The following is a 22,242-nucleotide window of genomic DNA, read 5'->3' on the forward strand; positions in this document are numbered from 1 at the left end:
TCACCAGTCCGCGTCAGTGAACCGGATGACGCCGCGGATGTTGCGGCCTGCCAACATGTCGCTATAGCCCTCATTGATTTGGTCGAGGGTGTATTGGCGGGTGATCATCTGGTCGAGGTTCAGTTGCCCCAGCGAGTACAGCGTCAACAGCGAAGGAATATCGTACTGCGGGTTTGCTCCGCCAAAGATGCTGCCGCACAAGCATTTCTGCAACAGTGTCAGCGACGCCAAATTCACGGTAGCGTCGGTGTCGACGACGTTGCCCATCGCAGTCACCACACAGGTGCCGCCTTTGGCCGTCAACTGCAGCCAAGACTCAACGTCGCGGCCTTCGGCCCTGCCAACCGTCACGATGACTTTCCGACACATAGCCCCGCCCGTTGCCGCGGCGACGGCGGCGGTGGCGGACTGTATGTCCGGGTACGCCTCGGTGGCGCCGAACGAGATGGCCTGCTCGCGTTTCCATTCCACCGGGTCGACCGCAAAAATGCGGCGGGCGCCGGCCAACACCGCGCCCTGTAGCGCCGAGACGCCCACGCCGCCGATGCCGATGACGGCTACATCGTCGCCCGGGCCGATGTTCGCGGTATGCACCGCCGACCCGTATCCGGTGGTCACACCGCAGCCCACCAGGCAGGCCACCTCGAAGGGCACCGTGGGATCGACCTTCACGACCGAGGATTCGTGTACGACGCTGTAGGGGGCGAACGTGCCCAGCAGGGACATCGGCACCACGTTCTGCCCTCGTGCCTGGACGCGGAACGATCCATCGGACACCGAGGCACCCGACAACAGGCCCGCTCCGAGGTCGCACAGATTGCGCATTCCGACTTGGCATGACGGGCAGATGCCGCAGGAGGGAATGAACGACATGACAACGTGATCGCCGATCGCAACCTTCTCTACACCGTCGCCAACGCCGATCACCACGCCTGCACCTTCATGCCCGCCGAGGATCGGGAACCCCGCCATGGGAATGTCGCCGGTCACCAGGTGATGATCGGAGTGACAGAGCCCTGCGGCCTCCATCCGTACCGCGACCTCACCGGCCCGCGGTGCCCCAATCTCGATATCCTCCACCGACCAAGGTTGGTGGAAGTCCCATAGAAGGGCGCCCTTGGTTCTCATCAATCATCCTTTGGACGTGTCGCTACCACGAGGTCTGCGGGTTTGTCTCCCGGTGGCCTTCGCCCGCATTTCCTCAAGATACTGTTGGCCATACAGTAAGAGATACCATCATCGTCCTGCGGGGGAGAACCAAACGACGAACACAGCTCGGCCTGAACCCCGGTCGGCTAGGACCGCCCGTGCGGCCGGTGCGAACGTGAGCTGGGTGAGCCTCGGGCAGCGCGGACGCAGCGCAGCCCAGTTCCTCTTGCGGGACATCGACCCAGCCGAGGTGGAGGGGGTTAGGCGGTGACGTGGTCGGCGCAGTCGACTCGCAGGTCCGAGATCGTCAGTGGTGTGTCGTAGAACGTGCAGCGGTAGCTGCGCATGTCAATGCCGGTGCTTTCCAGCTGAACACAGGTGCTGCAGGCGCGTATGACGGGAAGCATTTGCGCGTCATGGAGTTTGGCCATGACGCGCAGCAGTGTGTCGAGGAGTTGTTCGGCTTCGATGCGGCTCAGCTTGGACGTCGCGATCTCTGCCGGTGCGGTCCATCCGGATAGTTCGGCCGCGGCTTTGCGACCGGCGTGGGTCAGCACCAGGTCGTGGCGGCGCCGGTCCGTGGGATCTGGGGTGCGGATGACCAGGCCTTTGCGGATCAACGCGGCAATGGCATCGCTGACTGTCGGATCGGCGACATTGAGTTCACGGGCCAAGGTGGTGCCGCGGGCGTCGGGCGGCGGGCCCACGAAAAGCCAACCGAGAACCCGCATCTGGGTGCTCGACAGGTCATGGCTTTCTGCGGCCCGCCGGGCCAGTACGCGCAGAGCGTCCCCGACCCGGTCGAGGGCGGCGACGATTTTGGAGTCGAGGCTGAGATGGCGTGCGCCATCGGGTTTCAGAGCACGACCTCGTTCAACTTGCCGGTCGCGACGTCGAAGATGAAGCCGCGCAACGATTCGTGCTTGGTGACGAACGGGTTGGCCTCGATACGGCGCAGCGACTGACGCACGTCCTCTTCCAGGTCAGAGAAGGCTTCGGCGGCCCATTCGGGTTTGATGCCGGTCTCCTCTTGGATGGCCTTCTTGAAGTCATCGTCGGTGAAGGTCAGCATTCCACAGTCGGTGTGGTGGATCAGAATGATCTCCTTGGTGCCCAGGAGGCGCTGGCTGATCGCCAGTGAGCGGATCTCATCATCGGTGATCACCCCACCGGCGTTGCGGATCACGTGCGCTTCACCATCGGCCAGACCCAGAATTCGGTAGACGTCCAGCCGCGCGTCCATGCAGGCCACCACGGCGACGTGCTTGCTCGGTGGCAGCGGCAAAGGGCCGTCGAACGTGCTCGCGTAGGCGGCGTTGTTGGCCAGGTATTCGTCAGTGACCGTCACCGCGACCTCTTTTCAGATTGTTTGCTGTCGTGCAGGTGTTCGTATCGGAGCGTAACGGCGGCGTCAGCGGGTGCTGACGGTGTGAATCAGCCTGATCCTAATCCTTAGGACTCCTTTGAATACCACGGATGATGGGTGCCGTTCGCGTCATCTACGCAGCTCAATTCGGGCACAGATGCCAGCCCCGCCACAAACCCGTGTGCAGGAGGGCGGTCTCGGCAGCTGACAACGGTCGGGACCATCGGCCATCGCAACGTAAGGACTTTCGGCGCTATGGCGCCGTCCGATCCGCCGATAGCATCGAGCGAAAACTTGCACCCAGCACAAGAGGCCCTGACATGCCCCAGACCACGAAGCCGAAGTCCTCATCATTGAAAGCGACGGCCCCGACGTCCCGATCGTCGCAGTCAGACGAGTTGTTCGACGAGTTCCGCGAATCAGACCGCGCCGGTCAGCACGCCGCAGCCGAGGCCTGGCGCCAGTTCAACAAAGCATTAGATGAGGCGATCCCCGAAGCGGTCCATCCACTGCGAGCCAAGATCACCGACGCGGCAATCAGCCTGGCCGACACTCTAGTCACCGCGCAGTATCAGTTCCATCGCAACCTGATCCGCAGCACCGACCGCGCGCTGAACCCCACACACGTCGACCACAAGAAAGACAACCGCAAGAAAAAATCGTCGCCGTAGGGATCACGAGCAGCGCCGTCGAACTTATGCTGTCGATGTGTCGCCGACATGACGATGAGAGATCAGATCAGTGTGCAGCTGAACCCCGATCTACCGACATGCCCGCCGATGCAACGACGCAGCGGTGAGATGCGGACACGATTGGAACCCTAGGAGAGGGGCAGCCGATGAAGGCCAAAGTTGGCGACTGGTTGGTGCTCAAGGGCACGACGATCGATCTACCGGATCAGCGGGGCCTGATCACCGACGTGCACTCACGCGACGGCTCACCGCCGTACGTCGTGCGGTGGCTTCAGACCGACCACGAGGCGACGGTATTTCCGGGCTCGGACGCGGTCGTCGTCACCGCCGAGGAGCAGGAAAGAGCCGATGAGCAGGCGCAACATCGGTTCGGTGCGGTGCAATCGGCGATCCTCCACAACAAGACCGAGACCGAGTAGGCGGTTCTCGGGTCACGCGATGATGTCCGCGGCGACGCCCGGGGGGCCGGCGAAGGTCTGGCGCGCGCCCTGCGGCCGTGGCTGAACTGCGAACGCGCCCAAATCATCCCCGGTGCTCGTCGACCCGACGGTCGTGAGCCAAAGGGCGCTTCGTCGATGACTTCCGACCCTGTCAGCGTAGTTCGGCAGGCAGTACGAAAGACGTATGTCGCAACCGCAAATTCGCGAACCCGGAGTCGTCGTCGGCGTCGATGAATCGCCGGCCGCCATCCGCGCGGTGCGCTGGGGCGCTGCTGAAGCCGAGTCCCTAGGCAAGCCGCTGACATTGGTGCACGTCCTCGACACCGGAGTCGGGACCAGCTTGGCACCTGGCCCCATCGCTGCAGCCGAAGTGGCTGTGCAGGGCGAAGCTGAAGGGCGCGAGCTACTCGCCGACGCGAATCTGATTGCCCGACAATGCATGTCCGGCGATCAGATCGTTCACTGCCGCCTGCTCTGGGGATTTCCCGGGATTGTGCTGGGCTCCCTGACCAGACGCGCGGATCTGCTTGTGCTTGGCCACCGTCAACTCGGACCACGCCGTGACGGGCCGCTCGGCTCGGTGGGCGCGGTGGCCTTGCAGCACGCGCACTGCCCGGTCGTCGTGGTCAGAAATCCTGTGCCTACCGCAGCAGATGGCGCCGTTCTGGTCGGCATCGACGGAACGCCGTCGTCGGAATGGGCCACTGCACTGGCCTTTGATGAGGCCTCGCGGCGTCACGCCACCCTCGTGGCGCTACATGCGTGGACATACTCCGAGGTCGCTGACGTACCGAGCCTTGAAGAATCGAACCTGCGCAAGGTCGGTGAAGAGATCCTCGCGGAGCGGCTGGCCGGTTGGCAGGAACGTTATCCGGACGTCCAGGTTCATCGCGTTGTCGTCGAAAACGAACCCGCCCGTCATCTCGTAGAGAGATCCGCGCTGGCGCAGCTGACGGTTGTGGGCAGCCGGGGCCGGGGACGCCTCGCGAGCCTGGTACTCGGCTCGGTCAGCAATGAACTCATACGCCACGGGCAGTCACCCGTGATGGTCACGCCCGCGGTCTCACGTCACAGACGAGGACCTACGACTCTGTCGGATCCGCCTGTCGCGCTGGGACACTCGAAATAGCGCAACCCTGGAAGGGATCACCATGCTCAACATGATGCTTCCAGTGGAAGTCCTCGAAGATGGTGTGCGCCTGGCCTGTCGTGCCGCAATGCGTGGGCACAATCGCCATCCTTCTCACAGAAGGAGGCGGCATCAAACCTGGGACGGTTCAACGCCCCCTTTACTGAACATCGTGACTCTTTCCGTCCGAATCGTGATTGACTCGCGCATCTGATCGGGACAACCGGGTGCTGGCAGATCGACAACACAGGTTCCCTGAAAGGTGTGCTTGCTACTGCATACCGCTGGTGCTTATCGACCCGCGACACGCAAAGGACCCGACCAAGGTGACTTCAGTCAGAGGATCGACCAGGCGACGATTATGCCCACCGTCGTCACACTACTAACCACGTCGACCAAGCACCGCGACCGCATTCTCCAAATCGACCAGCGCACGCTCAGTGAGCGGTACGACCGACTCGATATCTGGCATGACTCGGCGCCCAGAAACGTAGCCGAACATAACCCGGTCTGCATAGGAACATGTCGTCACATTCAATGCCTGACCGCTGATAGCAGTCGACACAGGGTAGATCTCCTCGAGATGACACCCACTCCAATACATCTCAGTCTTCGGGCCGGGAACGTGAGAGATCGACACGTTATAGCCCCGGCGCACCCACGACGCGAATGGAATCAGCGGCAACAAGACCGTGGGCCCAATACTGGGCGCGGCAAGAAGCAACGTGACATTCGCACCCCGTTGCGCCACTTGGGACTTGGCCCAGCTCATCGTGCGATGGATACGAGCCAGCCGGTCAGCTGGATCCGCGAGGTCGGTGCCCAACGAACACAACTCCAGGCCGAACAAGTTGCCGTGGCTGTCCTCGCCAAACCGTTCCCGGCCGCCGCGGCCTCGCACCGTGACTGGGCAGATCGCCACCAGAGACTTATCCGGCAACTCGGCGCGAGCCGCGAGCCACTCGCGAAGCACACCGGCTACGACTGCAGTCAGTACGTCGTTGAAGGTCACCCCGGCTGCATCGCGCACCGCCTGGATGCGCGATTTGGGCACACTGAGCCCGACGAAGACGCGCCCTCGGCCGAGTCGACCGTTGAATCTTGTATACGGGGCGCTGAACGGAAGTACGGTAGCCCTCGCCCCGATACTCGCCACCGCCGTTGATATTTCGCCGAATACAAATTGCCGAGCGAAACGCAGGCCAGAGACCACGCCGGCCGTCGCCGTGTGCGCAAGTGCCAACGGGTTGGCACGCCGCCGGTGCGAGGCAGCCGCATGCGCAACGGATGGCGTCTGTTCGATGGCATAGAACGGCGGCGAAGACCGGCAATCGGGATCGGCGCTCAGCAAATTACCGATCTTGTTCATTCCTGCGACACCATCGATCACAGTGTGGTGCACCTTGAGATAGAACGCGAAGCAACCGTCCTCCAGACCGTCGATCAGATAGGCAATCCACATTGGCCGTGACCGGGCGAGCGGTTCGCTGTGCAGTTCGCTGACCAACTTCCACAACGCCTCCCGACCTGAGCCCGGAGGTAAAGTTCGACACTCCAAGTGATCTCGCATGTCGATGCCGTCAGCGGTACGCCATACCCACAGGCCCGCGGTGTCGAGGCCGACATGTGGATGCCGACGAAAGCGCGGGTCCATTTCAGCGATATCCGTCAGGGCCTGCGCAAACAGCTCATTGACATATCCCGGCCCAGCCGTCGCCGGCGGCGCCAGAATCAGTAGCGCGGCCACATGCAAAGGGTCGGAGAGCAACTCCGCCGTGATCATTGCCGCGTCCAGCGGCTCCAGCGGATTCATCAGGCCAGTTCCCAATTCCTCCAATTGCTCTGAATCAGAGCATCGTCGTCGATCACAATACCGTTGCCCCAAAACTATTTTCGTCGAAATGGCAATCCGCCGTCTCAAACAGGACCTAAGTCCCTAGGACGTCCGGCAGGCTGAGAATTACGGTCATCGACATGGCAGCACCCGGGTATAACGCCGAACCACGAGCGGTCCCCACTCATCTGCCCTCGCGCGGTTCCACCGCACTGGACCACGTGATCCGGCCGTTTCGACGAACTGGCCGTTACTACGCTCGATCCTGGCAGAACTATCTCGGTCATCAGCCCGACGTGCTTCCATTGGCGCGCCCCACGCTCGCACTGGCCGCACAAGCGTTCCGCGACGAAATTGTGCTCACCGGCATCCGGATTCTTCAGCCCCTTGGTGACCCGCATCTGTTCGAGCGCATCAAAGGAGAAGTACGCGACGGAATCGAATTCTTCAGCCACCAAGGCTATTTGGATAATCCCGACGGTTTTTTCGAGGCCCCACCTCCGCTTGCCGACGTCACTGTCAGGCCGGTTGAAACGTATGGTCGGTTCTTTGAACGCATCGTGTTTGACAGCGGATATGAGCCGAAGGTCGGCGAACCGGGTCGCGAACGATGGCTGAGCTATACCGCAAACAACTCCGAATACGCCTTGTTACTGAGGCATCGTGAGCCGCGTCCTTGGCTGGTGTGCGTACATGGTGCCATGATGGGCCGCGGCCGGCTCGACCTTGCACTGTTCCGGGCGTGGCACCTCCATGAGGATCTCGGCCTGAACGTTGTCCTGCCAGTCCTTCCAATGCACGGCCCGCGGGCGCGTGACCTACCCGCAAGCGCCGTGTTTCCCGGCCAGGACGTACTGGACAATGTCCACGCCACCGCTCAGGCCGTGTGGGACGTGCGCCGGGTGTTGTCCTGGATACGCGCGCAGGAACCCGACTCGCCCATCGGCATGAACAGCATTTCCCTCGGCGGCTACGTCACATCGCTTGTGGCCAGCCTTGAGGAAGGCCTCACCTGCGCAATTCTCGGTGTCCCCGTCGCTGATATGACTGAACTGCTCGGGCGCCATGCCGGGATGAAACGCAACGACCCCCGCCGTGAGACCGTGACACTGGCCGAACCCTTGGGCCGAATGGTCTCGCCGCTGTCACTGACACCTCGGGTTCCCGTCCAGGGCCGCTTCATTTACGCCGGGATCGCCGATCAACTCGTGCATCCGCGCGAACAGGTTGTTCGCCTCTGGGAACACTGGGGCAGGCCCGAAATCGTCTGGTTCGAGGGTGGACACACCGGGTTCTTCCAATCACGGCCGGTCCAGCGGTTCGTGGACGCCGCGCTTTTGCAGTCGGGTCTTGTCAACTCATGAAAAAACAGACAGTCGGCACCCAACTTCGACTAATGAAGGCGGCGAATTATCAACGGATCAAATATTTCCCACGCAATCTAGACCAACCAAGAAAAGGACGCTTGAAATGACGGCCACCAACCGTTACCTCGAAACCATCAAGCGTCTGCTGAGTGCCGAGGCCTACTTCCGGTCACTGGAAATGGTCGAGAAACGGGAAGCACAACCACCGGCTCGAGAAGAGAAATCGAAAGCACACGCACCCGGCGTACCAGTGTTTGCGGCCCGCCATCAGCATCATGACGGGATTCAGTAGATGCTTGTTGAAGGCTCGCACCAGGTCACGGAATGGCATCGGTGTCTCCGTTTGGTGTTGAAGGAATCGGACATCCAATAATCGGCGCCTCGCACCGAAGCCATAAGTCAGCTATCTCCAATCCGACGCGCAGTCGCCATTGGCCACAACATTCGGCTCCTGCCGCAAGATCGGACGCAGCTGATCAGCACCGATAGGTTTCTTGCCTCCGGAACGCGGTAGGGCCGATTCCGCAACGCGTCCTATGCCACGGTATTGCCTCGATTTACGAGATTCTTGACGAGGCCGGCGTTGTGACGGAGCTGTTCGCTTAGCGATTGACCGTTGACAAGTCTTCCGGACGCATGGCGTCGGAGCCGCGATCCGGTGCACCGTTCAGAGTTCCCTCGGGGCGGTAACCCACCGTGAAGCGGCGGACTAAGCGGAGTCCGGCGTGCTCATCCACGACGACATTGACGCGGCGTGTGCGTCGTTGGCATCCGCCAGCCATTCTGCGACGTGTCTCGTTTCCGCAGAAACGCGTTGAACTCGGATACGCTTGGGCGCTCCCACCGTGCACAGCCCCGGAAGAGCGTAGCCATGACCTATAGCGATGATGACGCCCGCGCCTATTGGTCCAAGCTGCGCCATCTTGGCGTGCATCAGGGCGACGTACTTCACCGGCCGGAACTGGTGAAAGTCCGGATCATCTTCCGCGAGTTCATGGAAGTCCGGCACGCACCGGCACTTCTGTGTCGGCTCACCGATCTCAGGGTCGTGCTGATCGCCGTCGCCCTTATCGCCTGCTACATGGTCGGCAGGGGCTGACTATGTTCAGTGGCCCCGTAGACGACCGGCTACTCATCCGCGAACTGTTCGATCGCTATAGCGATGCCGTATGCCGCGGCGCGCTCGACGACTATCTCGACTGCTGGACCAGTAATCCCGTGCGCCTCGGCGCCGGGGGCGAATGCCACGGCACCGACGAACTGCGCGCCCATTGGCATGGCATCTGGCAGGTGCTGTCACAGATGGTTTTCATCACCCAAATCGGGGCGATCGAAGTGGACGGTGACACTGCCCACACCCGGTCGTATTGCCTCGAAACACTGCAACTGAGGAACGGAGCCACGCGCCAGCTCGTCGGGGGCTACGACGACACCCTTCACCGCGTCGACGGGCGATGGCTCTTCGGTAAGCGGATGTACCACATCGTCATCGATGAAAGTCGGGCCCCGCGGACGTAAGCGCAGCATTTGCGAATCGGAGAATTCCCCACCACCGGCTCCTCCATCGACCCTGAAGATGATCCCGCCCACCCAGTTCACTCTGGATGCCGCGCGCTACCAGGCCGCACGCGCTGTCAAGGTGGCCAGCCAGCTCACGTCGACAGCGCCGTGTGGACGGCGTGGGCACCAACCGAACTCACGTGAGTTGTACGGGCACGATCTCGGTGCGGGCGATGGCCCGGTCACGATCGCCGGCCAGGGCACCGCGGCGGGGATCAGACATGTAGGCGTCCATGGCGTCCTGCGAAGACCACTCGAACAGCTGGATTTCCAGCGGGCGGCCGCCACCACCGTCAGTCCGGGCCCGCTGCAGCACCACCCCTGCATGCTCAGCAACGAGCGCAAGCACCGTGTCTTCGTGGGCGACCAGTGCCTGCTCCATTCCCGGATGCGGCCACAGAAACACGTAGAACGCCAGCTTCACTCCCTGATGGTGGCATGCTGAGCCGGTTCGGCCCCAACGTTTTACGGCCAACGCGGGTGTCACGCTGAGCTCGGAGGGTTACCTGCCTTTCGGAGCAACATCGACGGGTTAGGGCGCACAGGCGCCGGCCCTCAATCATCAGTTGAGCGGTCAAGCAACATAGGCGGGAAGACATGGTCGACTCGCGGAACGACAGAAATGAGAGGGAGGTGGACACAGCGCGATGAGTGCGGTCTTTGTACTCGGTTCTGGCTTCGCAGGCTTATGGGCGTCCCTCGGCGCGGCCCGACGGCTCGATGAGCTCGGTGCCTCGCCAAAAGATGTCAGCATCAAAGTAATCAGCTCCCTGCCCTACCACGACATTCGCGTGCGCAACTATGAGGCCGACCTGACGCAGTGCCGCATCCCGCTGCAGGATGTGTTGGATCCGGCTGGAGTTGAGCACATCGCCGCGGATGTGCAGGCGATCGACCCGACCTCCCACACCGTGACCACTTCGCTCGGCCAACACACCTACGACCGGCTCGTGATGGCGCTGGGCTCTCAGCTGGTCAAACCCGACATCCCAGGGCTGCATGAATTCGGCTTCGACGTCGACACCTACGATGGCGCGGTCCGACTGCAACGCCACCTCGAAAAACTCGCCGAGGGCGACCACACACCGGCGGCGGCCACCGCGGTGGTTGTCGGTGCCGGCTTGACCGGCATTGAGGCCGCCTGTGAGTTGCCGGCACGGCTGGCCGCGTTGTTCCCCGATGCGGACGCACAGGTCGTCCTCGTCGATCGCAATCCGCACGTTGGCTCGGACATGGGTAACTCGGCCCGACCGGTGATCGAGGCCGCACTGGCCTCAAACCGAGTGCGGACCCGATGTGGGGTGGGCGTCGCCTCGGTGAACACCAACGAGGTGACATTGTCGACCGGTGAAGTACTCGCCGCGTCGACGGTGGTGTGGTGCGCGGGCATGCGGGCCAATCCGCTGACGGCCGACCTTGGTGGCATGCGTGATGGCCTCGGCCGCGTCGCGGTCGACGACTATCTGCGCATTGAAGGCGTGCCGGACGTGTTCGCCGCAGGGGATGTCGCGACCGCGCGGATGGATGACAGCCACCTTTCGGTGATGTCCTGCCAACACGGTAGGCCGATGGGCCGGTTCGCGGGATACAACGTCATCAGCGACCTGTTCGGCGAGCCCATGCTTGCACTTCGGATCCCTTGGTATGTCACGGTGTTGGACCTCGGACCCGCGGGTGCGGTATACACCGAGGGCTGGGATCGGCAGGTCGTTGCCGAGGGCGCCGACGCCAAGATAACGAAGCAGATCATCAATACCCAGCGAATCTATCCGCCGCTCAACGGCAACCGAGACGACATCCTCGCCGCCGCCGCACCGACGCTGCAGACTCGACCCGCTGTTGACCGCTGAACTAGCGGGGCGATAAGGAGTATCGGCGCCGCAGCGCCGCACGCCCTCAGACCATGACTGAATATGCAAGGGAAACAGGTCGTTTGGGATGTAACTGTCGGTGGGTTCACAGACCAAGGTCATGGCGGTGGGCTCCCGGTTCTTGCCGGCCTGGCTGACCCGGCTGATCGGCAAGCGACTCGCGGACTTCTGAGTTCACCTGCCGGACAACCTCCTGCGACACGATGGCCGCGTGGCGGACATCGACTACTCCCTGCTGGACGTGCCGCGCGACGTGCCACCCGCAGATCCCGAGGCCTACCTACGCGCCGCGATCGCTTGGCACTTCGGCGTCGGTACGGGTTCACCGTTCTGGCTTCGCGCGGCCCAGCACCTTGACTTCGACCCGCTCTCGGACGTGCAGACCTTCGCGGACCTGCGCCGATTCCCCAACCTCGCCGACGAATTGCGCAGCGTCCCGGTCGACGACCTCATCCCCCGTGGCTACGGGTCGCCGCCGCCGATCCCCCGCATCTTCGAATCCGGTGGCACCACGGGCGCGCCCAAACGCACGGCGCAACTCCCCGATTGGGTCGAGCAGGTGACCCGGTGGCAGGTCGAGGATTTCACTGCGGGCGGGTTTGTGCCCGGCGGCGGGCTGCTGTGCCTGATGCCGAGCGGCCCGCACGGCGTCGGGCACTTCGACCGCGTGGTCGCCGAGCGCCTTGGGTCGGTGTGCCACCCGATCGACTTGGATCCGCGTTGGGTCAAAAAGCTGGCCGCCCGTAACGCGACCTCTGAGATGGCTGGTTACGTGGAGCACGTGCTGGAGCAGGCGACGTACATCTTGCAGACCCAGGACGTCGTAAACCTGCACGCGACACCGCCGTTGGTGGAGGCGATCGCCCGTAACGACGGCCTGGTCGACTTGGTGAACAGCAAAATCCGACACCTGCTGCTTAGCGGCGCGCACGTCGATGTGGACACCCTCGACCTGCTTCGCCAGATCTTCCCGAACACTGCGGTCGCGATGGCGTTCGGCAGCACGATGGTGCTGTCGCAGGCGGCCACCCGCGTGGAGGGCGACTCGTTCATCTTCGACCCGCGCTCGCCGTACGTCTTCTTCCGGGTGATCGACCCGGACACCGGTGCCGAGGTGCCGTACGGAGAGCGCGGCCAGGTGGTGATGAACCACCTCAGCAAGGGCATGTTCATCCCGAACAACTTGGAACGCGACACCGCGATCCGGGTGCCGGGGCCCAGCGGGCAGGTTGGCGATTCCGTCAGCGAGGTCGCACCCGTCGCGGTTTTCGGCGGCGAGCGTGTCATCGAGGGTGTGTACTGACCGATGACAGGCGATCTGGTCGATCTGCCCGCGCTCGGGCCCGACGGCGAGTACCGGACCCGGAACCGGGAAGTGCTATACGACACGGCGGGCCTGCCGGTCGCGGAATCATCCGTCGTGCCAAGGCTTTTCGTCACCCGGTCGATCGACGCGCAACGCAAGCTGCGCCCGCTGCCCGCCGCGGAGCGTGAGGCAGCGCTGACCAAGGCCGCCGACGTCTTCGTGTCGTCGACGATCGCCGGACTGGACTTCGACACGTATGTCGACCTCACCTGCCGCGTGACCGGCCTGCCAGTGGCGGCGGCCCGCGCGGGTGCCCACACCGTCGCCGAATCCCTCACCACCGCATCCGACGCCGTCCGCGCGGCTCAGCCGACGGGCGCGAAACCCGACTGGCGAGAGTTGGGCAGCACCGGCGGCGCTGTCTGGGCACGACGCGGCGAGGTGCTGGCAATCCACGCGCCAGGCAATGCACCCGGCGTGCACGGCCTCTGGCCACAGGCCCTCGCACTGGGCTACCGCGTGGCTGTTCGGCCGTCGCGGCGCGAGCCGTTCACCGCGCACCGGCTTATTCACGCGTTGCGGCAGGCGGGTTTTCGGGACGGACACGCGCTATATCTGCCGACCGACCACACCGTCGCCGACGACGTCATCGGCGCGGCCGACCTCGCCATGGTGTACGGCGGCCAGGACGTCGTCGACAGGTACGCGCAGGATCCGAAGGTGCTCACCAACGGGCCGGGGCGCACCAAGATCCTGATGACCGCGGACTGCGACTGGCGCGAGTACCTCGACGTGATCGTCGACTCGATAGCCAATCTGGGCGGCATGGCGTGCGTGAACGCCACCGCAGTGTTGTACGAGGGCGACGCCGCGCCGCTTGCGCATGCCATCGCCGAACGGTTGTCGGCTATCCCCCCACTGCCGAATACCGACGAACGTGCCATCCTGCCAATAGCTTCCATCAATTCGGCACGCGCTATCGCCGATCATCTCGCGGCCAGGGCTGCCGGGGCGGTGCCGGTTCTGGGCGCCGATCAGGTTGTCGCCGACCTCGGCGGTGGGTTCGCCGCACTGCGCCCGGCCGTGTACCTGCTGGCCGCCCCCGACCCGGCGAAGCTCAACGTCGAGCTGCCCTTCCCCTGTGTCTGGGTCTCGCCATGGTCGCGGGCCGACGGCATTGCGCCTCTGCGAAACTCCTTGGTGCTCAACGTGATCACCGCGGACGACGAGCTGATCGACGAGCTTCTGAACGAGCCGACGGTGACCAACGTGTACCGCGGCCGCTACCCCACGCACCATTCCGCTCCGCACATCCCGCATCAGGGATTCCTCGCGGACTTCCTGATGCGAAACAAGAGCTTCATCGGCGGCTAGACCTGGCACACTCCTGACATCTTCCGATTGACAGTCGAGGACGTTTTCGTGATCCGTAACCGCGGCGTCGTTGCGACCGGTCGGGTCGAAAGCGGCCTGCTGCGGGTCGGCGAGACCGTGCACATCGAGATCTTCCGCAAGTCGATCCACGCGGCAAAGGCCGGTGACAACATAGGCGTGTTGTTCAAGAGCGTCGGAAAGGGCCAACTCGATCGCGGCTCCGTACTCACCGCATCAGGCGAGTTTCCTTCGATCGAACAGACGGGCTTCGTCGTCTGAGGTTCGGTACGCGCTGATCGCCTCGCCGACCGCACGGCGGAGGACAGGTTGGCGACGCGGCATAGCAAAAAGCCGATGCCGGTGAGTTGCCGGGCCTTGCGATCGATAGTTTCCTGCCGGCTTCGAGTTCGTTGAGCGCGTCGATAGCACGGATTCGATCGGTCGTGCGTGCTAGTCAAGCCGCACGGAAAAGGTGACAGCCGCCGTGAAAACGGGCCATATAGTGTTGCGCGGCGCGCGAGCTTATAGCGGTCTCCGTGGCGCAGCTGAGTCCCGAGTGTGATGTCAGGATCAAGGCCTCGTCATCGAGGTGGTCGGCCAACAGCAGTGCTGCAGGGGTGAACTCGGCGCGCTCGGCGGCGTCCTGTTCGTCCTGCTGGGTGTTCCATGCCGCGTTAAAGCCGTGCACGGGACGCACCCTGGGCGTGAACGAGACTTCCGATCGAGGCACGGGTGGGTTGCGGATCGCCACGACCGCACCCTCCACGGCGGCCGCATGACCGCCCGGGTTTTCAACACCTATTTCGATAGGTCCCGAGCCCCCGGGGACCTGTCGAAAACTCGGATTCTGCTGATCAACCGGGGCCAAGTTCTTGATCCCGGAACGCGACCACACCGATTCCGGAACGCGTGCGATGCGTAGACCCGCGATATCACTCAATGCCCGCGATATCACTCAATGAGTAGGCAGTCGCAGCAGTAACGGTGTTGCGTTGACATCGGCACTTGTGTTGCGCTTAAGCGATCGCGTTCACGAAAGCCGAGATTGCGATCGCTCAAGCCGTCGCAGCGAGGAGGCGCACCTCATGTCCATGGAAGGCTCTGTGACACTGCGGATGTCCGCATCGGCGGACCGCATCTGGGACGTCCTCTCCGATGTCCGCAACACCGGGAAGTTCTCACCTGAGGTGATGGAAGCCGAGTGGTTGGGCGGTGCGACCGGACCAGCCCTCGGCGCCCGGTTCCGGGGACACGTCAGGCGGAACGAGATCGGCCCCATCTACTGGACAACGTGCGAAGTGACGGCGTGCAAGCCCGGGCGTGAGTTCGGCTTCGCGGTCCTGATGGGCGACCGAGCCGTCAACACCTGGCACTACCAGTTGACGCCCGCCGGAGCCGAGACCGACGTCACAGAATCGTTCCGGATGCCTCCGGGCGCATTCACCACAGCGTTCTCGGTGCTCGGCGGGCAACTCCGCCGTCGGCGCAACGTTCGCGACATGCGCAAGACCCTGGAACGGATCAAGGCCGTCGTCGAGGCCCCCGAGCAGTAGCCGGGCTCGGCAGATCAGGAACGACCTGCAGCGCCCTGCACCGCCTCGGCGATCACGGCCCGGAAAGTCTCCGGCGACAACGTCGCGGCATGGTCGGCGATGGCGCATCGGCTGTAAACGAATTGATCGCACTACGCCAGCGCGCCGAAGGATACGGAGTCAAGATCGCCGTTGAATCTGTCGAAAGGCTGTGCTGTGTAAGTGGTTTGGGTGTAGCGGCCGTGCGGCAGACTCAGCAGGAACATGCCGCGGAGCCCCTTGCCGAGGAGTTGTGGCAGGCACTTACGGATATGGCTCGGCACCTAACACAAAACGGAGCGCGGATCTACACGCATACCCAGAAATTGGGCAGATTCAAGAAATTCAGGTGCCCGACCGGCTTTGTGCCACACCGAAGGCGCGCTGGATCCCACCCCACATGCTCTATCGTGTCGATCAACGCGCTAACACCTGACGGACAGCTCTTTTATTACCAGTATCCCGAATACGACTGGCGTGATGGCGCTCCCCAGTTGAAGTACGAAGACTGTAGTGCAAGCCGATTGGTTGCAGGCGAGGTAGTGATCGGCGAACTGGTCGTAAGCGTGGGTGATGGTGGGCTATGTCTGCGAGCCTACGACGAATACACACCGCCCTTTTACGAGTTCCTAGCGTCGCTGTCTCAGCGAGTCTCTACGACCCCTTTAGAGAGTGATTAAGGCAGGTACTTTTGCCTTTGGGCTAACCGATCGACGGTTAGGCGGCCCCGCCGGGCCGGTTCTGCTCGCCGAACAGCACAGCCAGGAGTGGTGCTAATGAGGACCCGGTTTGCGATGGTGTGCTGGCTGGTGTTGATAGCGGCAGGTTGTGCGCCGCAGCCGGATGTGACCGCAACTGATGCCGACAACGATGGACACATCGAGCTCCGCAGCGGTCAACTTTTTGACATCGTCCTCGCCGACGATTACGACTAGACGAGCTGTCAGTGGCGCGAAGAGCACAATGACAACCCACCCGTCATCGAGGTGCTCGGACAGCGTTACGAGTGGACCCGAAAGCCACCCGCCGGTACCGCCAACGGTACAAACACCCAGAGATACCGCGCAAAGGAAGAGGGGCCGGCGCGGATCAATCTGATCGAGTCGACTAACTCCGGAAAGGTCTGTCGCCGTTACGAACTCACCGTAACAGCGAACCAACACACCCTTCAAAACGAAAGAGCCTCCCTCAACAACGAGGGAGGCTCTTTCGCTGCGGCGGGGCATTGTCACGCGACGGCAGCACGCTTTGCCGCTGCATACCACCCAGCACCCGTACCACAACGAAGATCTTCAGCAGCCGCAGCCAACGTCTCGACCGGAACATCCCGTGCGATCTCATCAGAAAACCACCGCGCCAATCGATTTGGATCAGCACCGGCAGCGACGAACACGGCCAGCATGCTCAGCTCCGTGCGGCTCGGGGTGTTCGTCATGGTTGCTGCTCCTACCTGTCGGGAATACCTGAAACCTAAACCCGCACACCGACAAACCGGCCAACGTCGCGCAGCCGCCGGCCTTTCCGAACGTGCCGCGACCCAGGCTCGCGCGCCGGCGACCCACCTCGCCATCGGCGGGGGACGGTCATCAACCGAGGTGAAACCCGACTTCTCAATCAAGGCCCGCGGCGACCTGAAACCGCTAGCTACAGAATCTGATTCGCAAAACTCGCGCCGAAGAACCGACGATCCGCGGACCGCCTAGACGCCACCTACTGGTGCCACCATGGACACATAGCGACTCCTGATCGCGATCAAGCAGACCCCCACCGGAGGTGCCACCCTGCCAGGGACAGCAGCTGAGACGAACGCGGCCAGCGTGACGCGCCAGTGATGCGCAGGGCGTACAACGACGCCATGAAGCCCAAGAACCCGCCAGTCGAACGGGCGGCAGTTCCACTCCGGATGAGCCACCATGCGACTGCGGGTCCGCAGCCGGCGCCACAATTGAAGCTGCGGCGAACCATCAAGACCGCCGCGCGGCCGTCTCAGGTGGCGGTGGTCCCTCCGCTGGTGGACGGCGCGCTGCCGTGGCCCGGGGACCCGTCAGCTGACGAGGTGCTCCGCGCGCCCGTGCAGCAGCCTCGGGTCCAAGCGGCCGAGAGGGCAGCGTCCGCTCCCACAGCCATTGGACGAACAGATGACGCATTGGAGCGCGAAGCAGAGGCGACGGCAGATGCTATTTCGCTAGGCCGTACTGCATCGCCGCCCGAACATCTGCATCAGAGCCACGGAAACTCAACGCTCGCGCGAAGTTCGGATGATGGCCTCCTCCGCGGCCGGGCGGAGGCACTGGATCGTGACATACGCCGCGAGATGGAGCCGCGCCTCGGCTTCGATCTCGGCGACGTGCGCGTGCATCGCGACGACGCGGCAGCCACGGCGACCACCGCGCTGAACGCCCGAGCCTTCACCGCCGGCCGCGATATCGCGTTCGCGCCCGGCGAGTTCCGTCCCGACACCGCTTCGGGACGGCGGCTTCTCGTGCACGAGCTGACCCACGTCGCGCAGCAGATGCACGCCAGCACGCCTCACGTTCAGCGGCAGCCCAAACCCAATACTGAGCCGTGGCTGACACAGGTCGACGACATCCTGCCGCCGAAAGTAGGGCTGCTCGAACATATAAACCAGATCGGGCAGCTCACGGACCGATTCACAACAGAGCAGCTCAACGAGCTGATCGGCATGATCCATGCAAACCCAGACGCGACGAATTTCACGCGTCACGAGGCCGGCGTTCCCGGCATCTTCGCGCTGCAGGACACGCGGATCGGCAAGCGCCTCGACGTTGCCGCTGCGCGGTTCCTGCTAAAGAGGTTCCCAGCGCACGCCCTCACGCCCCGCAAGTCGGACGACAAGAAAGCCCAGGTGTTCTCCGAGAAGGTCGTGCGCGACGCGTACATCCGCTTCCACTACAACGCGATACTGCCCGAAAAAGGCGACCCACTCCCGGCAGACCTGCCGAAAGAGACCCGCGAGAACTGCATCGCCGTAGTACACGCCATAGCGCCACAGCTGTTCACAAGTGCGTCAGTCATGAAGACGATCGAGAAGCGCTTGGCGAAGCTCAGGGAAAAGAAGGAAACCTACACGATGGTATATACCGGCGAGGCTCTAGCCGGTATAGGTGTCGCGGACCCACGTGTCCAGATTAAATTCAAAGACGCCGCCGGCAAGACGACCAACGGCGACACTGAGCCGACGACCCTCGAAAGCAGTGCGTGGGACAAGGTCATGGACAAGGTCGGGAATGACTTCGGCTGGCATATCTTCGGGATGGCGATAATGGACGGCCATCACAGTGTCACGCTGTTCGTCGACAATCAGCCGGAGGGAAAGACGCTCTACTGGGCTGACCAATGGAGGATCGACCCAGGTGACGACTTCTTTGAGCAGCCAGGTGCGATATCGGGGTTCCGCCAGTACGAGAAGGCGGGTTTCGACAAGTTCATCGAGCAGAAGACTAACGACTGGTGGAAGGATGTGCATCGGCCCGACTCGGACTGCGGGAAGAGGAAGGGAACTAAGTGGGACTCCGGGTGTCGCTACAGCGCCACGCTAATGCTCTGGCAGCTGCGGAAGGTCGTGCAGTCGACCAAGAAACCTGATTCGCACGCTCCACATCCATGACTACCGCACCACAACTCAGCGCCGGCGACGATGTACAACTGGCGCCGCGCGTACGGCGGCATGGACACCGATGCGGCCGGAGGACTCAAGGAGCTGCGCGAGCAGAGGCTCGGCTCAAGCAGCTGCTGGCTGAGGCCGAGTTGGAGAAGGACGCGCTGCGGGAAGTCGCGAAGGGAAAATCCTGAGCCCAGCTGCCAAGCGCCGCACTGTGGACGTGCTCAAGGGCACGTTGCGGCCGCATGACCGCGCACTTGGCCACACGGCAACACAGCGTGATGATCGGATTTTCCTTAGGCCGCAACGCAATCGCCTCGTTCCTCCATCAACGACACCACCAGCTCGCAAAAATCTGAACGCCTCGCAGGGCATAGATCTACCTGCAGATCAGTCACATCCGACCCACGCCACCCAACGGCCACCCTCGCATCACAAATACCGTCCCGCCGCGAGCCCAAATACCGCCATCAGCAGGCGGCCGTCTACCATGAGGCGTCCCTATGGGTTTTCGACACCTATTTCGATAGGTCCCCAGCCCCCGCGGACCTGTAGAAAACTCCGACTCCGCTGATCAGCACCGGTGCAGTGTTGGGCCCCGCAACGCGGTAGGGCCGAATGCGCAACGCGTCCCATGCCCCGAGCTGGCGATATCGCTCGGCGATTGGGCAATCGACTTCGTGAAGATCGACCGAATATCCAGTACGGCGGCGGGTGGTGGGACTGATGCCGCCCTCGCACGAAAGCGCTCCGAGACAACGGTGGACCCTTGGGTTTTGCTGACAGTAATCCGGGAAAACATGATGGCTGTCCGAATCTGCCCGGTTTTCCAGAACCATCTGACAGTTGCATAGCCCCTGCGGCTGCGCCGGTATTTCTGGCGTGACCGATGACTAGGCCCGGCTAAACCGGGCTGAATCCGCGACCATCTGGCAGTGCCGGACTGGCCTCGGTTCGGACGTCCGGAACTGTCTGAGAATGTCGGATTGCACCGCCGCCCTCGAACGTCGGCGGGCGGTTTAGGCCTTGATATACGTCCGTGACGTTATGCCCTGTGCGTGGCTGGATGCCCCTCGGAGGCGAATTGCGCGCTCTTGCATCGGTTTTAGGCATCTAACTGCGTGGCTGACAGGTTCGTCAGTGTGCGCTCGGGCGGAAATTACGCGTGACCGGCAGAGATATCTAGTGCCACGGGTTCTTGGCGTACCTGGCTGGGCGGCAATTGATCCCGGTCCGCTGGGCGGACCGCACTGTTGCGGGCCGAGATCCCATAGAGATGTAATCCGCAGGCGGGAGCCAACCGCGGTTCGTAACCATTTAACGGAGGTCAAGATGGCTGATGTTCTGCAAAATGAGTGGCGGTACTGCAATAAGTGTTGCGGTCTGTGGTACGCCGGGAATGCAGTACGAGGCAGATTTGGGGTGTGCCCCGCTGGCGGTGGGCACTCAGGGGAAGGCCTAAGCGGAAACTACTCGCTTCAGGGCGATTCGTCTGATATGGCCTGAGCCTCATCGTGTTATCCGATTCTGTGTCGGGATGGCCCTGGGAGGCCGCCACGCCTGTTATCGCTGGCGTCGCGGCTGTCCAGCGCCACCGCATCACCTCCCCGGGCCAGTTGGGCTTGTGGTGATGCTATGCCGATTCGATCATCAGCCTGCGGGCATGGGTATTGCCGGTACGGGTCAATCCACCTTGGGTCCGGCTGAATGTCCCTAGGAGGCGAATTGATCCTTCTTGCAACGGCTTTCGGCATCCAATCGCATTCGTGAGTGCGAGCCTCGACGAGCGCAAGCCGATCCCATCAACGCTACCGGGACGGAACTACGTGCGGCGCAAGACACCGAAGTCACCAATGCGTCGACGACCGACCGCGACGCGGGGCCAGTGCCATTTGGGCGTCATCTCCAAAGCGTCTGAACCACCGGGACAGAACTCCGTCACCACGTGTCGGTGGGACGCGCCGTGCTCCAGCCACGAATGTGCTCGACGACGCTGAAGCCCTGCATCACTTTGGCAATTCTCGAATCTATGGTTCTGTGGCGAAACAGCCTGCACGGCAGTGCAAATGATCAGTCTTCCGGTATCCCACCCAGGACAGGTCCGCCGTCGATGGCGAAGGTTTGGCCGGTCATGTAGGACGCGGCGTCGCTGACCGCGAACAGGATGGCCCATGCGACTTCGTCGGGACGTCCGGCACGGCGCAGCGGGGTTCGGGTTGCAATCTCCGTTTGGTCGATCCCCGCGACGTTCCATGCTGCGAGTACACGTTCTGAGGCGATCGCGCCCACGGCGATGCAGTTGGCGCGGATGCCATACTTGCCCCATTCGTTGGCGGTGACCCTGGTGAACATCTGCAGGGCGGCTTTCGCCGAGGCGTAGTGAGCTCCGCCCCTGATGCCGTTGATTCCCGCATCCGAGGAAATGTTCACGATTGCACCGGATCTCTGGTTGCGGAAATGCACTCCCGCTTCCCGGGTCGCCACGTACGCAGAACGCACATTGAGGTCGTACACCGAATCCCAGGCCTTGGTGGGTAGGTCCTCCAGCGGTCCCATTCGGGTTCCGCCGGCATTGTTCACCAGGATGTCGATGCGCCCCAGTTCGTCGACGGTGCGCTGCACCATCGCCACAACCTGTTTCTCGTCTTTGACGTCGGTTGGCACCGCAAGACAGCGCCGTCCCGTGGCCTCCTCGACGGCAGCGGCAGTCTTGTCCAAGTCTGCGACAGTGCGGGCCGCGATCGCCACATCGGCACCGTATCTGGCCAGAAGCATCGCGGTCGCAGCGCCGATTCCTGTTCCCCCGCCGGTCACCAGGGCCACTCGTCCGGTGAGATCGAACGCGTTGTCTATGGTCATCGGGCTTCTCCTCAAGGCCTACACGGAAATGGTTTGATCACGTTGTGGCTCAGGGCTATTCGGGCCAGTAGGTGATGTCGGCAGGCTCGCGGCGTTCGGTGA

General features: G+C 62.8%; 23 protein-coding genes. 15 read left to right on the plus strand and 8 right to left on the minus strand.

What is annotated here, in order from left to right:
• The 3 genes from M2432_RS16445 to M2432_RS16455 all read right to left on the minus strand — a co-directional run bounded on the left by M2432_RS16445 (position 1) and on the right by M2432_RS16455 (position 2,497).
• A complete protein-coding gene (locus M2432_RS16445) occupies positions 1-1,128 on the minus strand; it encodes an NDMA-dependent alcohol dehydrogenase (RefSeq protein WP_280827879.1) in 1,128 nt (375 codons plus the stop codon).
• A 281-nt stretch (positions 1,129-1,409) separates the two neighbouring features.
• Entirely contained in the window at positions 1,410-1,967 is a 558-nt protein-coding gene (locus tag M2432_RS16450) for a MarR family winged helix-turn-helix transcriptional regulator (RefSeq protein WP_348536310.1), read from the minus strand.
• Positions 1,968-2,005: 38 nt separating this feature from the next.
• Positions 2,006-2,497, minus strand: coding sequence for a carbonic anhydrase (locus tag M2432_RS16455; RefSeq protein WP_280827880.1), 492 nt, complete (start codon positions 2,495-2,497; stop codon positions 2,006-2,008).
• Positions 2,498-2,913: 416 nt separating this feature from the next.
• On the opposite strand from M2432_RS16455, the gene M2432_RS16460 reads away from it, so the two are divergent.
• From M2432_RS16460 to M2432_RS16470, 3 genes are all read left to right on the plus strand, one after another.
• A complete protein-coding gene (locus M2432_RS16460) occupies positions 2,914-3,186 on the plus strand; it encodes a hypothetical protein (RefSeq protein WP_280827881.1) in 273 nt (90 codons plus the stop codon).
• Positions 3,187-3,353: 167 nt separating this feature from the next.
• A complete protein-coding gene (locus tag M2432_RS16465) occupies positions 3,354-3,626 on the plus strand; it encodes a DUF1918 domain-containing protein (RefSeq protein ID WP_280827882.1) in 273 nt (90 codons plus the stop codon).
• Positions 3,627-3,831: 205 nt separating this feature from the next.
• Positions 3,832-4,776, plus strand: a complete 945-nt coding sequence (locus M2432_RS16470) for a universal stress protein (RefSeq protein WP_280827883.1) — start codon at positions 3,832-3,834, stop codon at positions 4,774-4,776.
• Positions 4,777-5,158: 382 nt separating this feature from the next.
• Here M2432_RS16470 and M2432_RS16475 read toward each other — a convergent pair whose 3' ends face one another.
• Positions 5,159-6,589, minus strand: a complete 1,431-nt coding sequence (locus tag M2432_RS16475; protein ID WP_280827884.1) for a wax ester/triacylglycerol synthase family O-acyltransferase — start codon at positions 6,587-6,589, stop codon at positions 5,159-5,161.
• A 245-nt stretch (positions 6,590-6,834) separates the two neighbouring features.
• Here M2432_RS16475 and M2432_RS16480 point away from each other — a divergent pair, with 245 nt between their 5' ends.
• The 4 genes from M2432_RS16480 (at position 6,835) to M2432_RS16495 (ending at position 9,495) form a co-directional block, all read left to right on the plus strand.
• A complete protein-coding gene (locus M2432_RS16480; protein WP_348536311.1) occupies positions 6,835-7,974 on the plus strand; it encodes a hypothetical protein in 1,140 nt (379 codons plus the stop codon).
• A gap of 106 nt (positions 7,975-8,080) precedes the next feature.
• Positions 8,081-8,269 (plus strand): hypothetical protein, encoded by a 189-nt coding sequence (locus M2432_RS16485; protein WP_280827886.1) that lies wholly within the window; start codon positions 8,081-8,083, stop codon positions 8,267-8,269.
• A gap of 579 nt (positions 8,270-8,848) precedes the next feature.
• A complete protein-coding gene (locus M2432_RS16490; protein ID WP_280827887.1) occupies positions 8,849-9,076 on the plus strand; it encodes a hypothetical protein in 228 nt (75 codons plus the stop codon).
• 2 nt (positions 9,077-9,078) lie between these two features.
• On the plus strand, positions 9,079-9,495 hold the full coding sequence (locus tag M2432_RS16495) for a nuclear transport factor 2 family protein (protein ID WP_280827888.1): 417 nt from the start codon (positions 9,079-9,081) through the stop codon (positions 9,493-9,495).
• Positions 9,496-9,673: 178 nt separating this feature from the next.
• Here the strand turns inward: M2432_RS16495 and M2432_RS16500 are convergent, their stop codons facing one another.
• Positions 9,674-9,961 (minus strand): hypothetical protein, encoded by a 288-nt coding sequence (locus M2432_RS16500; protein WP_280827889.1) that lies wholly within the window; start codon positions 9,959-9,961, stop codon positions 9,674-9,676.
• Between the two features lie 223 nt (positions 9,962-10,184).
• On the opposite strand from M2432_RS16500, the gene M2432_RS16505 reads away from it, so the two are divergent.
• The 4 genes from M2432_RS16505 (at position 10,185) to M2432_RS16520 (ending at position 14,367) form a co-directional block, all read left to right on the plus strand.
• A complete protein-coding gene (locus M2432_RS16505; protein ID WP_280827890.1) occupies positions 10,185-11,387 on the plus strand; it encodes an FAD-dependent oxidoreductase in 1,203 nt (400 codons plus the stop codon).
• A gap of 232 nt (positions 11,388-11,619) precedes the next feature.
• A complete protein-coding gene (locus M2432_RS16510; RefSeq protein ID WP_280827891.1) occupies positions 11,620-12,711 on the plus strand; it encodes a phenazine antibiotic biosynthesis protein in 1,092 nt (363 codons plus the stop codon).
• Between the two features lie 15 nt (positions 12,712-12,726).
• Entirely contained in the window at positions 12,727-14,088 is a 1,362-nt protein-coding gene (locus M2432_RS16515) for an aldehyde dehydrogenase family protein (RefSeq protein WP_280827937.1), read from the plus strand.
• An 18-nt stretch (positions 14,089-14,106) separates the two neighbouring features.
• Positions 14,107-14,367: an elongation factor Tu gene (locus tag M2432_RS16520; RefSeq protein ID WP_280827938.1), complete on the plus strand. Its 261-nt coding sequence runs from the start codon at positions 14,107-14,109 to the stop codon at positions 14,365-14,367.
• A 175-nt stretch (positions 14,368-14,542) separates the two neighbouring features.
• Here the strand turns inward: M2432_RS16520 and M2432_RS16525 are convergent, their stop codons facing one another.
• Positions 14,543-14,839, minus strand: coding sequence for a hypothetical protein (locus M2432_RS16525; protein ID WP_280827892.1), 297 nt, complete (start codon positions 14,837-14,839; stop codon positions 14,543-14,545).
• Between the two features lie 340 nt (positions 14,840-15,179).
• On the opposite strand from M2432_RS16525, the gene M2432_RS16530 reads away from it, so the two are divergent.
• Positions 15,180-15,641: an SRPBCC family protein gene (locus tag M2432_RS16530; RefSeq protein ID WP_280827939.1), complete on the plus strand. Its 462-nt coding sequence runs from the start codon at positions 15,180-15,182 to the stop codon at positions 15,639-15,641.
• 794 nt (positions 15,642-16,435) lie between these two features.
• The gene (locus M2432_RS16535; protein ID WP_280827893.1) at positions 16,436-16,594 is read left to right on the plus strand and encodes a hypothetical protein; all 159 of its coding nucleotides are present in this window, start codon (positions 16,436-16,438) and stop codon (positions 16,592-16,594) included.
• Between the two features lie 293 nt (positions 16,595-16,887).
• Here the strand turns inward: M2432_RS16535 and M2432_RS16540 are convergent, their stop codons facing one another.
• The gene (locus M2432_RS16540) at positions 16,888-17,094 is read right to left on the minus strand and encodes a hypothetical protein (RefSeq protein ID WP_280827894.1); all 207 of its coding nucleotides are present in this window, start codon (positions 17,092-17,094) and stop codon (positions 16,888-16,890) included.
• 420 nt (positions 17,095-17,514) lie between these two features.
• On the opposite strand from M2432_RS16540, the gene M2432_RS16545 reads away from it, so the two are divergent.
• Both M2432_RS16545 and M2432_RS16550 read left to right on the plus strand, forming a co-directional pair.
• The gene (locus M2432_RS16545) at positions 17,515-19,287 is read left to right on the plus strand and encodes a DUF4157 domain-containing protein (RefSeq protein ID WP_280827895.1); all 1,773 of its coding nucleotides are present in this window, start codon (positions 17,515-17,517) and stop codon (positions 19,285-19,287) included.
• Entirely contained in the window at positions 19,284-19,472 is a 189-nt protein-coding gene (locus M2432_RS16550) for a hypothetical protein (protein WP_280827941.1), read from the plus strand. Before M2432_RS16545 ends, M2432_RS16550 begins: the two co-directional genes overlap by 4 nt.
• A 1,879-nt stretch (positions 19,473-21,351) precedes the next feature.
• Here M2432_RS16550 and M2432_RS16555 read toward each other — a convergent pair.
• Positions 21,352-22,140, minus strand: a complete 789-nt coding sequence (locus tag M2432_RS16555) for an SDR family oxidoreductase (protein ID WP_280827896.1) — start codon at positions 22,138-22,140, stop codon at positions 21,352-21,354.
• Between the last annotated feature and the right edge of the window lie 102 nt (positions 22,141-22,242).

Source organism: Mycobacterium sp. OTB74, assembly GCF_029892685.1.
GTDB lineage: Bacteria > Actinomycetota > Actinomycetes > Mycobacteriales > Mycobacteriaceae > Mycobacterium.